At 45.4% G+C, this 12,115-nt stretch carries 9 protein-coding genes and 1 other annotated feature; of the genes, 1 reads left to right on the forward strand and 8 read right to left on the reverse strand.

Annotation, left to right across the window (positions count from 1 at the left end; genetic code table 11):
* Positions 1–96: 96 nt before the first annotated feature.
* From ACFODW_RS16470 to ACFODW_RS16480, 3 genes are all read right to left on the reverse strand, one after another.
* Positions 97–1,311, reverse strand: a complete 1,215-nt coding sequence (locus ACFODW_RS16470) for a putative glycoside hydrolase (RefSeq protein ID WP_390307884.1) — start codon at positions 1,309–1,311, stop codon at positions 97–99.
* A gap of 514 nt (positions 1,312–1,825) precedes the next feature.
* Positions 1,826–2,680 carry an MBL fold metallo-hydrolase gene (locus tag ACFODW_RS16475; RefSeq protein ID WP_390307885.1) on the reverse strand — a complete coding sequence of 285 codons (855 nt, stop codon included), beginning with the start codon at positions 2,678–2,680 and terminating at the stop codon, positions 1,826–1,828.
* A 224-nt stretch (positions 2,681–2,904) separates the two neighbouring features.
* A complete protein-coding gene (locus tag ACFODW_RS16480; protein WP_390307886.1) occupies positions 2,905–4,092 on the reverse strand; it encodes an amidohydrolase in 1,188 nt (395 codons plus the stop codon).
* Positions 4,093–4,341: 249 nt separating this feature from the next.
* Positions 4,342–4,521: a binding site (T-box leader), on the forward strand.
* 76 nt (positions 4,522–4,597) lie between these two features.
* Between ACFODW_RS16480 and trpS the strand changes: the two genes are divergently transcribed.
* On the forward strand, positions 4,598–5,602 hold the full coding sequence (gene trpS / locus ACFODW_RS16485; protein ID WP_390307887.1) for a tryptophan--tRNA ligase: 1,005 nt from the start codon (positions 4,598–4,600) through the stop codon (positions 5,600–5,602).
* Between the two features lie 267 nt (positions 5,603–5,869).
* Here the strand turns inward: trpS and ACFODW_RS16490 are convergent, their stop codons facing one another.
* From ACFODW_RS16490 to ACFODW_RS16510, 5 genes are all read right to left on the reverse strand, one after another.
* Positions 5,870–8,161, reverse strand: coding sequence for an outer membrane protein assembly factor BamB family protein (locus ACFODW_RS16490; RefSeq protein ID WP_390307888.1), 2,292 nt, complete (start codon positions 8,159–8,161; stop codon positions 5,870–5,872).
* Positions 8,162–8,444: 283 nt separating this feature from the next.
* Complete coding sequence (locus ACFODW_RS16495; protein ID WP_390307889.1) at positions 8,445–9,206, reverse strand: YjbA family protein; 762 nt, start codon at positions 9,204–9,206, stop codon at positions 8,445–8,447.
* A gap of 76 nt (positions 9,207–9,282) precedes the next feature.
* The gene (locus ACFODW_RS16500; protein ID WP_390307890.1) at positions 9,283–9,489 is read right to left on the reverse strand and encodes a hypothetical protein; all 207 of its coding nucleotides are present in this window, start codon (positions 9,487–9,489) and stop codon (positions 9,283–9,285) included.
* Between the two features lie 200 nt (positions 9,490–9,689).
* Positions 9,690–10,928 carry a beta-ketoacyl-ACP synthase II gene (gene fabF, locus ACFODW_RS16505; protein WP_390307891.1) on the reverse strand — a complete coding sequence of 413 codons (1,239 nt, stop codon included), beginning with the start codon at positions 10,926–10,928 and terminating at the stop codon, positions 9,690–9,692.
* A gap of 42 nt (positions 10,929–10,970) precedes the next feature.
* Complete coding sequence (locus ACFODW_RS16510; protein ID WP_390307892.1) at positions 10,971–11,909, reverse strand: beta-ketoacyl-ACP synthase III; 939 nt, start codon at positions 11,907–11,909, stop codon at positions 10,971–10,973.
* Positions 11,910–12,115 lie beyond the last annotated feature (206 nt).

Here is a 12,115-nt window from a genome sequence, read left to right on the forward strand (position 1 = left end):
AAATGGTTTAAAGGATCATTCTGGCCATATTATGTCCGTTTAGAGGCAAAATCATTAAAAAAGCAGATACCTTCGGAGGGTAATCTGCTTTTTTTGTTATTTCCCTATCATATAATCCACATTTTCCGTGTAACTGTTTCCGGAATCCCACAACAGGAATTCATCAATCCCATTATCATATAAGGCTCTGATCTGGGCTTCCACTTCCTCTTTGCCATACACAAAAGTCGGTCCGCTGTATAGCCATGGAGCACTGAAATCCTGCAGCCATGGGCGGGATACTGGCGGATCTTCCAATTGGCTGAGTACTTCTTTTTCTACTTTCGCATACTCATTGACCAGATTATACGGCTCTGTGTCCGGCTTTTCAATTCCAAAATATGGGCCCCAATGGCTAGGATAGATCATTGATGAAATAACATCCACATTATCTGCGATACGAGAAAAGTTCTGGCCGATTCCTGGGGCTTCATCGATGGTGGCTGAATATCCGAATATATCAACAGACACATCCACATCATAATATTCGAGTTCTTCCCTAGCGTATGCTACAAAATCAGTCACCGCTTCTACCCGCTTTTGCACATTATTCATATCCATATCGGCATAATCGCCCTCACTGTATTCCAATTCCTGATCGCGTGTCTCGAAACCTTCCGGGAATCGGACATAATCGAATTGAATTTCCTGGAAACCCATCTCGGCTGCCATTTTGGCGATTTCCACATTATAATCCCATACTTCCTTCTCAAATGGGTTTACAAAAGACTCTCCTTTTCCGTTGGACCATACTTCTCCATTTTTTTGGCGGAAAGATAGATCCGGACGCTTTTTGGCTAGCTCATTGTCCTTGAAGACAACTACCCTGGCAATCGGGTAGATCCCTTTTTCTTCCAGCACCTTCATCATTTCCTCCGGGTCACCAATATAATTCTTAGCAATATCTTCGTACCGAGAGCCTTCTTCCGGTTGGAAGGTCAAGTTTCCATTGTCTTCCTTTATATCAATGACCATCGAATTGAGTGCTGTCTCATCCAGCAGATTCACGAGGGACTCGAACCGGCTTCCGCCCGCAGAGTTTCCAGTTACATAAATTCCCCTCACTGCGTCAGGATATTCGAAGTCATACCCCGAATCATAGGTGAAACGCTGCATCTGCTGCTCTGGATCCAACAGTTCAATGCTTATCTGCCGTTCCGCATGCGGGGTCGCTTTCACTTCCTCTTCTTCTGCATCAGCTGTCAGAGGAAGCAAGGTGGCAGATAGGAGGGTACTTGCCATTATTACAAGCGTTTGATGAATTTTCCCCATTTCTCTCAGTCTCCAATTCTCACTTTTTAAGACTAGTATATCGAAACATGTCGTATAATTGAACCAAAAACCGGCTGAAATAGAATAATAGTGATTTTTTCCCATAAGTTGGAATAGCAGACCGGGACGGGGACTTTCATTCAAAGGAAAGAGAATGGATGCCGTTTAAGCGGAATTATGGGGCACGCTTTAGTTGGAGAAAGGTGAGGAAATGTGGTGGGTTATATGGTAAGGGCTGTTCTATAAGCAAAGCCAGTTAATAGGCTAGTTGGACAAAGAGAAACGGGATTGATGCGGGGTATAATGACGGCAAAATCGAACGACATCATCTATCTTATTCGGCCTGCTCCCAAATAGCCGAACAGCAGGAAAAACAAGCGACCCCCCCAACCTATACTCGCCTATTCAGGTCGGCAAGAAAGGGGGAATCGTTTCACAAATCAACTCGAGAAACGGTATCCGTCCAATTTAGCTAGCTCGTCCATTTTAACTAATTCCTCGTGCTTATTTGGCATCAATTGTTTTTATGCACATATTTCCCGTAATCCGGGATGGCAAGATCATCAAAGTCCATAGCTAATTTTTTCAAGTTCTTTGACAATTCTTCACCGGTCATCGGCAACCCATGCCCTGTGACCGCCACTTTCGGCTCCAAGGCCTCCAGCTTAACAACAGACTCCTTTGCAGCTTTCCAATCGGTTGTAAGATATCTTGGTGGGCCATTTATTTCTTGATCCTGCGTAAAAACTTTATAAAGGGAATCCTGTTTAACGGTGATAAATGCATCTCCTGCTATTAATGTTTTGTCGTTCTCCCTGAACAACGAAACATGCCCTGTTGTATGTCCGGGTGTATGAACCCACCGGAAATCAGGCATATGAGGAATCGATCCATCAGAAGGGAGCATTTCCACATGATTCCCTAAGTCGATGGATTCATTGGGGAACATTGGTGACATCTTTGCTACCATACCGCCTTCAACGGTAGGATCTGGTTCTGGATAGTTCATTTTACCCGTTAAAAAAGGCAATTCCAGTTCGTGTGCATAAACAGGTATCTCCCAATGTTCGACGAGCTCAATAACCGCGCCTACATGATCAAAATGGCCATGCGTTAAAATGATTGCTTTCGGGCGGGCATTCTCACCAAATCGTTCTTCAGTTACGGAAATAATTTCTTCGGCAGAATCAGGCATTCCTGCATCCACTAATACAAATTCCTTTGTTTCCGGATCTCCTACCAAACAAATATTGACTATCTGAAGGGTATGGGAAAATAAATCCGGCAACACCTGAAGTCCCATTCCACTACCTACAGAAGTGGTAGGAATATATTTATAATCACTTCCGTAATCCATATCCTTTTCCATTGCTGCTCCTCCTCATTTACTGTATCTCATGAGTATTGTTTCTTAGCCCAAATAAAATATTCGCTTATAGCAAGCGCCATTTACTGAGGAACTTAAAACGAGAGGAGATAGGAGCATACACCGCCCACGAGGTGGAGGAAATCCAGCTATTCAGTAAGCGGCAACTCCTGCATGGACACGGAATAACATTTTGAATTGAGTACGTACCTCTCCCGATAAACCAGTTATTTCCTATCCAAATAGCCACAAACAATATGACCCACTGATTTGGCTGCAACAAGAATCGCATCTTCGTCAATATCAAATTTCGGGTGGTGATTAAAGTAAGGCTTTTCTACCCCCTTCGGAGTGCAGCCGACATAGAAATAGGATCCCGGGATTTTTTCCAAATAATACGCAAAGTCATCTGATGGTGACATTTTAGGGAATTCTTTTACTTCTTTAAGGTCTTTATCCTGAACCCCATTTAAGGTGTCTGCAACAAACTCTGTCAACTCAGGATCATTGTATAATGGCGGATAGTCAGGGGTATAAGTAAGTTCGCATGTTACATCGAACATTTCTTCCAACCCATTTACAATCCGATGGAACTCTTTGTCAATTACTTCCTGGGATTCATCATTGGAATACCGGATATCCCCTTCAATCTCGATGCTGTCTCTAATGACGTTAAAGCTGCCTTTTCCATCAAATGAACCAATGGTTATGACTCCTGCCTCCATTGGATCTACACGACGGCTGGCAATCGTCTGTATTGCTGTCACAAAATAGGAGCCCGCAACAATAGCATCATTGGCTTTATGCGGCGAGGATCCATGTCCGCCAACCCCCTGTATCTTCAATTTAAAATAAGTCCGGCCATTGAATGAGTAACCACTATGATAGCCGACTGTACCTGCAGGGGCCAATGGTAGAACATGAATGCCGAAAACCGCATCTAAATCATCGAGTTTTCCTGAGTCCATGATGCTTTTAGCACCACCAGGCGGCTGTTCCTCTGCATGTTGGTGAATAATTTTAATGGTACCCTTGAATTGATCCTTTAGTTGAATAAGGCAATCGGCCAATATTAACAGATAAGCAGTATGAGCATCATGTCCGCATGCGTGCATGACACCTTCATTTTTCGACTTGAATGGAACATCCGCTTCCTCGTTGATAGGGAGAGCATCAAAATCAGCGCGCAGTCCGATTTTTTTGCCTTCCGAAGCTCCTTTTATTGTCACAATAACTCCATATCCGTTTCCTACGTTCGTTTCAATTTCGACATCTTTTCCTTGGTAAAATTCAGTAATGTATGCCGCTGTTTTTTCTTCTTCAAAAGAAAGCTCGGGATGTTCATGTAGGTAACGACGGATCTCAATCATCTCATTTTCCCGCTCTTCCAACATTTTCATTAATTTGTCCTTCATTATTAAGCCTCCTTTATACTATCAATCTTATCTCATACTTGCTGTGAACGCATGACTAAAGCATTTGCTTCAGATGGAATCACTCTACTTACCAGAATCCTGAACATTCTTGATAATAAGGAGGGGATGGCTGTTGGGGACAAGCAAAAGTATGTGAACTAAGCCTTTCATAAGCCGACTCTAATTTTTTTGGACTTATCCCTTGTGTTTCCCTGCGAGACTATATATAATGACATTAAAAAGTCAATATCATTAGCAATGAAAAAGGCGCAGTACAATTGCCCCCTGGATTTTAGAGAGCTTGTGGCCGGTGAAAACAAGCACCAAGGTGAATTGGAATTGGACTTTCGAGCTTATTAAAACTTAAAGTGATCATATTGTTCTGCAGTATGATAACAAGGGTGGCACCGCGGTTCATTCGTCCCTGTTTTAGGGATTAATGGGCTTTTTTTAATGCGAATAGGAAACCCACTAAAAATATAATGTAGAAGACGGAGGAAGAATTATGAAGACAATATTTTCCGGTATCCAGCCAAGCGGTACACTGACCCTTGGAAATTACTTGGGGGCGTTGAAGCAGTTCGTGGAATTACAAGAGGATCATGACTGTTATTTCTGTATCGTGGATGAGCACGCCATTACTGTGCCACAGGACCGTCTGGAATTAAGGAATAACATCAAATCCTTGGCAGCACTTTATTTGGCCTCGGGAATCGACCCTGAGAAATCTACCTTATTCATTCAATCTGAAGTACCTGCACATACCCAGCTTGGATGGATGCTGCAGTCCATCAGCTATATTGGCGAACTGGAGCGGATGACCCAGTTCAAGGACAAGTCATCCAAATCGTCCGGCAAGGAAGCAGTATCGGCCGGTCTATTAACCTATCCGCCATTGATGGCATCCGATATTCTCCTGTATAACACGGATATCGTGCCGGTCGGCGAGGACCAGAAACAGCATCTTGAACTGACAAGGAATCTGGCACAACGCTTCAATAATAAATTCAATGACATCTTCACTATTCCAGAAGTACGGATTCCAAAAGTCGGAGCAAGGATCATGTCATTGCAGGAACCAACCAAAAAAATGAGCAAATCGGATGAAAACCAGAAGGGCTTCATATCCATGCTGGATGAGCCGAAGAAAATCGAAAAGAAAATCAAGAGTGCTGTAACAGATTCAGAAGGCATCGTGAAATATGACAAAGAGAATAAACCGGGCATTTCGAATCTGTTGACCATTTATTCGAGTTGTACAGGGGAAAGCGTGCAGGAACTAGAGGCAAAATATGAAGGCAAAGGCTACGGGGACTTCAAACAGGATACAGCCAATGCAGTAATTCAGCTGTTAGAGCCTATTCAGCAGAAATATCATGACCTCATCAACTCCGCTGAGTTGGATGACATTTTAGATGAGGGCGCCGACAAAGCTGCCTACACTGCAAATAAGACGCTGCGCAAAGCCAAAAAGGCAATGGGGCTGGGCAGAGTGAAGAAGAAAAAATAAAATACAAACAACTGTTTTCTATATGAAAGGCAAATAAAACAGGCTGGGACATAATTAACTATCTAACCCAAAAGACGCCGATCAACTATATCAGCGGTGGAAATATGCGCAGACTCCTGCGGGAGGACAGACCTAGGTAAGACAACGCAGTGCGATAGCACAAGATGGCTTACCAGCCGCCCGCGGAAAGCAAAGCATATTTCCGCAGCGGCTATGCCCACTCCACTATATCTTTTGGTTAAACACTTTTGTCCCAGCCCTTTTCTTTTATTCTTTTTCCGCCAATTCACCGAGATATTCTGCCACTGCTTCCATCTCTTCTTCGCTCAAAACCCCTTCAAATGCCGGCATACTTTCTCCGCCATTTTTCACCCTGTCAATGACCGCTTCTTTATCCGCCGATACGTTACTCGTTTGAAGGTTCGGCCCATTATGGCCATTTACTCCCTCCGTACCATGGCAGGCCAAGCAATTATTTTCATATACTTCCAATCCCTCTCCCACACTGACTGCCCCGCCTTCCGATGAGGCAAGTTCTGCACCTTCCTCATCTGCATTCAGCTGGGCGGCATTTGCAGGTTCAAAATCATCTCCACTTTCAATTTCCCCGTCCAAGGAGAAAGTCCATACAGAGTCACCATGCTTACTGCCGGCAAGTGAATTACCGGCTGCATAGACGGTAATATACTGCTTTCCGTCAATCTCATAAGTGATCGATGGTGCGTTGACCCCTGCATCTGTCATGAATTCCCAGACTTGTTCGCCTGTCTCTGCATTATAGGCAATGAACCGTCCGTCATTGTGGCCGACAAACAAAAGGTTGCCATTGGTGGTCATTGCGCCACTATAGGCCATAGCATCCCATTCCTGCTGCCAGGCAATCGTATTGGTCTTCACATCCATAGCTGTGACAGTACCGCGGACCGGTGCATCCATCACTGGTGCAATAATGCTTCCAATCCAGGTATGTCCCTCTTCGATTTTATCCGGGTCAAAATCTTCGTCACTTCTTGTGTATGTCTGATACTGATCCGTTCCTAATACATAGAAATATTCGGTATTAGGATTGTAGGCGGAAGGCGGCCAGTTGGCACCACCAAATGCTGCCGGCTTCAAGGTAAGCGGCTCTTCCCAGAATGGATCAAAAATCTTTCCGTATTCTCCTTCAAATTCCTCCGGCAAGTCATTTTCCACATCTTCCGCCGTAATTTCCTGTGGTACAAACGAATCCCCTTTTGGAATCGGCTGGGTTGGTGAAGTCTTCTGCCGTTCATCCTGAGGAACCGGTGTCTCTTCAATCCCGATGAGCGGCTCCCCGGTGACACGGTCAAGGAAGTAGATCCATCCGGTTTTTCCCGCCTGACCTAGCCCCTTACGCATCTCGCCGTCCATTTCTACATCAAATAGAATAATAGGGTTTGGCGAATCCAGATCCCAAATATCATGGTGGACCTGCTGGAAATGCCATTGATATTCCCCTGTTTCCACATCCAGAGCCACTACCGAGTCGGCAAACAAGTTATCCCCTTCCCGATTGCTTCCGTCTAAATCCGGTGCTGTATTGCCAGTGGAAAAATACATCATTCCCAATTCGGGATCAACCGCTGGAGTCTGCCAGACCGGTGCCCCGCCCTTCAGCCAAGCTTTGTTATCGTCCGGCCATGAATCATGCCCCTCTTCGCCCGGTCCTGGGATCGTATAGAATCTCCAAATTTCCCGTCCCATTTCCGCATCGAAGGCAGTAATGCGGCCGCGGATCCCATACTCGCCCCCGGATAACCCGGTAAACACCTTCCCATCATAGTATAAGGGCGCATTGGTAATAGTATAGCCTTTTTCCCATTCATCCACCACGGTTTCCCATACTACTTCTCCCGTTTCCTGGTCTAATGCCACAAGCCGCGCATCCAACAGACCGACAAATACCAAGCCTTCTCCTACTGCCACGCCTCTGCTAGTCCAGCCGCAACAAACGGTTGATAATTTTTCAGCGATATGCGGCCGATATTCCCAGATAGTCTCCCCTGTCACCGCATTTAGAGCCAGAACATCATTGGCCCCCGTAATCACATACATTACGCCATCATGCACGACAGGAGATGCTTCCCCTGAATATTTCTGGTCAAAGCCCGACCCTAGGCTTGCGACCCACTCAGCTTTTAAATCGCCGACATTTGATACATTAATCTGATCCAGTGGCGAATAACGCTGATTAGCAAGGTTACCTCCATTGGTCAGCCAATTATCAGTCGGCAGTTCCTGCAGCTCTTCTGGTGAAAAGGCAGGTGCCATTGTCCCTGGATAATCCTGGTGCTGCTTCACAAAAGCATCAGAGACCACCGGTGCAGCCCCAACATCTTCCGGCTCCTCCCCTTCCGCTGCCCCCTCTTCATCCTTTTTCTGATCGTCTTTTTCTTCCCCATTCTTTTGCACTTCCTTTGGAACGGAGGTTTCCTCGGCTGAACCTGCTTGGAACATCTCCCACCCCACTACAATAGTTGCGAATAATAGAAATGAACCAATTAGAACCCATGCTATCTTCCTGTTTTCCAAAAGCATTTCCCTCCCTTTTTTACCTGTTCATGCAGATAGAAGTACCACATTAGTCTTTATAAATCTATGCTTGGTAATTCTTTTTTACTACTGAAATCGCTTACAAACCCATCCGTATAGTGCCAGTAGGACTAACCTCCCGCTTATCAAAGCTAGTAGGATGTACTAAGCGATATGGAATATACAAATTAAAATTCCCCTACGTTGGCCCTTCCAGCAGCTCTGCATGAAAAAGAGTCGGATACATGTGTATCCGACTCTTTCTTAGGCCATCTTCATGCCTGATATACTAATTTTGTTTCGACTTGCTTTCTTCTGTTCCTTGTTCGATGTCATACATTTTCTCCAAAAAAGGCTGCCCTTTTACGATTTTTGCACATAATTCCTCATGGGAAGGGCTCCACCCATCTTTCACTCCATGATATAATGCTTTCCAGACCTTGTCCTCATCCATAAAACGGATGTAGGGGTAGTTCTTTGGATCCCATTCTGTCAGCCAATAACGAAGCTCTTCTAAATTATTCGCTGTACGCAGCTGATCGAGTCCCATCATCAATAGATGCTTCAGCTGCCTCTCCCTCCTTGTCAGGCCGAATACCAGATCAGGCGACAGGGAAAGGATGTGGTATTCTTTTTCATAATCCCCGGCTTCAAATTGAAACGACTGCGGTTTTGCCTTCTTTATCATATCATATACCATTTGCTCCTGCCTTGGGATCAAACGGCTCTTGCGGACAGGGATCTGATAACCGATGGTGTCGATTGCAAGTATATCATTCCCATCCGTAAGTATTGCACCATATTCCAGCACGGAACGCTCCTGGCCTTTACGGGTGTATGCACGTCGGTAAATCGAATCAAGCATTGGCTTCGGAAGGTCCTGCATGTCATTTTCTATGTAGTGGAATAAATCTTCTGTTATATACAAAAGCGGAACCTGATCCAATAATTCGATTTTGTCCTCTTTTCGCCATTCATGAAAATAGCAGACACTGTAGCCATTCTCTTCTCCTTCAAACCAATTGACCCAAACATCATGCATGTACATCATATACAACCCTCGCTTTGTAAACTGAACTTACGATACATTATGGCCAGCATATGGAAATTTATTCAGTTACAGCCGTTTAAAATCTGTTCGGAAAGCGGTAAATGATCAGTGACATAATCAGTAGGCCGATCGGCAGCAGATATGTTTCCATCCTGTCTTTAACAAACATGAAATAGTCCATCCATGTCAATCCTGCAGGGAGGAAATTCATATAGGCAATCAATGTCACCCCGCCGGAGACAGCAAGTCCAAAACCAATCAGAAATAGGAATATATATCCCATTGCCACCCTCCCCACATTCTCTCTTCGACCTGCAGTTATTAGTCTATCCTATGCCGGCTGGACAAGGTTCATGACAATGGGTCAGCTGATAGGCAGATGCAGTCCTACCTGTTTTCCAAGTATCCTTTAACTGGAATTTTACAAAACACACGCAATAAAAAATCCCGGCCTGCATGTAACAGGCCGGGATACTCCGTCAACTACTTATATTTTTTAAAGACAAGGGATACGTTATGTCCGCCAAAACCAAGAGAGTTGCTTACAACAACATTGACTTCCTGCTCTCTTGCCTCGTTTGGCACATAATCGAGATCACAATCTGGATCAGGTGTTTCATAATTGATGGTAGCCGGGATGATCCTTTCCTGGATCGCTTTCACAGAAATAACAGATTCAATCCCGCCGGCGGCTCCCAGCAGATGGCCTGTCATCGATTTAGTTGAGGAGACAGCCAGTTTCTGGGCATGTTCCTCGAAGACCGTTTTAATTGCCTCTGTTTCAAATTTATCATTGAGCGCTGTGCTCGTACCATGTGCGTTGATATAATCTACATCTTCCGGTTTCATCCCAGCATCGGCAAGTGCCTGCTGCATTGCACGGGCCGCTCCTTCCCCATGCTCTGCCGGGGCAGTAATATGGTAGGCATCACCCGTCGCTCCGTAGCCGGCAATCTCTCCATAAATATGGGCACCGCGCTCCAGGGCGGAATCCAACGTTTCCAGGATCAATATTCCGGCACCCTCGCCCATTACGAATCCGTCCCTGTTTTTATCAAATGGGCGGCTCGCTTTCTGCGGATCCTCATTAAGCGAAAGGGCTTTAGCAGAGGAGAATCCGGCGAAGGCCATGTTGGAGATAGGTGCCTCGGTTCCTCCAGCGATAATATAATCGGCATCCCCTCGTTGGACAGCTTTAAATGCATCTCCAATCGAATTCGCACCGGAAGCACAGGCTGTCACCGTACAGGAGTTGATTCCTTTGGCTCCAGTCTGAATGGATACCTGCCCTGCAGCCATATCGGGTATCATCATTGGTACGAAGAAAGGGCTGACCCGCTTCGGTCCTTTTTCCAACAGCTTCGTATGCTGGTCTTCCCATGTCTTCATTCCGCCGATGCCCGAACCGATCCATACACCCACACGATGGGCATTGCTTTCATCGATCATCAGGCTGGCATCTTCCAAGGCCATTTTCGAAGCCGCTACAGCATACTGGGTGAAAGGATCCATTTTCCGTGCATCCTTTTTGTCAATGAACTGTGCAGGGTCAAAGTCTTTCACTTCCCCCGCTACTTTAGCTGGATAATCATCTTTATTCACTTTTGTTACAAAATCAATCCCGGATGTGCCGGAAATGATATTCTGCCACATGGTTGTTACGTCATTTCCGATTGGAGATATTGAACCAAGCCCGGTAATGACCACTCTTCTCTCTTCCATATCGTTTGCCTCCTATAATGGTTGATCGTGTAGGTTGACCGCTTATCTTCCCCATTTAAGTGCTAGCGCGCCCCAAGTCAGGCCGCCGCCGAACCCAACAAGTACTACCAGGTCGTTATCTTTAATTTTACCATCTTGGATTGCTTCTGATAAGGCAATAGGTATCGAAGCCGAGGAATTATTGCCGTACCTTTTTACAGAGGTGGCCATTTTTTCTTCTGAAATTCCCAATCGTTCCCTAGCAGCTTCCATAATCCGCATATTTGCCTGATGGGGCACAAGATAGTCGACATCCTCTTTCGAGAGTCCTGCCTTTTCAATGACATTTACAGAAGACTCAGGCATCTGTCTGACCGCAAACTTGAATACTTCCCTTCCATTCATTTGCAGATGGTCATTTTGATCCTGATAGAGCTGCTTGCCCCCAGAACCGTCTGCACCAAGTTCAAAGGAAAGGATTCCTTTTCCTTCCGATACTTCTCCAAGCACAGCAGCGCCTGCACCGTCTCCAAACAGAACACATGTCGAACGGTCGGACCAGTCCGTAATCTTGGACAGCTTCTCCGCACCCACAACCAATACATGCTTGTATACTCCTGATTGGATGAACTGCTGTGCAGTCACCATCCCGTACATGAAGCCGGAACATGCTGCACTGACATCCATAGCAGCAGCCTTTTTGGCCCCGAGTCGGTCCTGCAGCATACAGGAAACCGATGGGAATGGTGTATCCGGTGTTACAGTGGCAACCAGAATCAGATCAATATCATCCGCTTTTACATTCGCCTGTTCAAGGGCATGGACAGCAGCAAAGTAGGACATGTCAGAAGTGTCCACATTGTCCTCTGCGATCCTTCTCTCTTCAATCCCTGTACGTGTGCGAATCCACTCATCACTAGTGTCGACAATTTGTTCCATATCCTTATTGGTGAGAATCTTCTCTGGAACATAATGACCAGCACCCAAAATTCCTACGCTCATGCTTCCATCCCCTTATATAGTAATATATTGATATCAATTATTATGACTTGGTGCTAATTTTAATCCATAATTCTTTTTTTGGCAAGTAGCCTCACCCGGAGTGGTTTCCGTGATATGGCATTTCCGTTTCACTGAACTGGCCAAGGTGCAATCGATTGTTTAGCACCATACGGACTGTGCTTTTACATACAGCGGCGACTCCTTGC

It is taken from the genome of Virgibacillus sediminis (assembly GCF_042643265.1).
Taxonomy (GTDB): Bacteria; Bacillota; Bacilli; order Bacillales; family Amphibacillaceae; genus Virgibacillus_O; species Virgibacillus_O sediminis.

Bases quoted from the DNA above. Each gene is read 5' to 3' on its own strand.
- trpS (WP_390307887.1), top strand. From the start codon at position 4,598: ATGAAGACAATATTTTCCGGTATCCAGCCAAGCGGTACACTGACCCTT.
- ACFODW_RS16480 (WP_390307886.1), bottom strand. From the start codon at position 4,092: ATGAAGGACAAATTAATGAAAATGTTGGAAGAGCGGGAAAATGAGATG.
- ACFODW_RS16510 (WP_390307892.1), bottom strand. From the start codon at position 11,909: ATGAGCGTAGGAATTTTGGGTGCTGGTCATTATGTTCCAGAGAAGATT.
- ACFODW_RS16495 (WP_390307889.1), bottom strand. From the start codon at position 9,206: ATGATGTACATGCATGATGTTTGGGTCAATTGGTTTGAAGGAGAAGAG.
- fabF (WP_390307891.1), bottom strand. From the start codon at position 10,928: ATGGAAGAGAGAAGAGTGGTCATTACCGGGCTTGGTTCAATATCTCCA.
- ACFODW_RS16475 (WP_390307885.1), bottom strand. From the start codon at position 2,680: ATGGAAAAGGATATGGATTACGGAAGTGATTATAAATATATTCCTACC.
- ACFODW_RS16490 (WP_390307888.1), bottom strand. From the start codon at position 8,161: ATGCTTTTGGAAAACAGGAAGATAGCATGGGTTCTAATTGGTTCATTT.
- ACFODW_RS16470 (WP_390307884.1), bottom strand. From the start codon at position 1,311: ATGGGGAAAATTCATCAAACGCTTGTAATAATGGCAAGTACCCTCCTA.
- ACFODW_RS16500 (WP_390307890.1), bottom strand. From the start codon at position 9,489: ATGGGATATATATTCCTATTTCTGATTGGTTTTGGACTTGCTGTCTCC.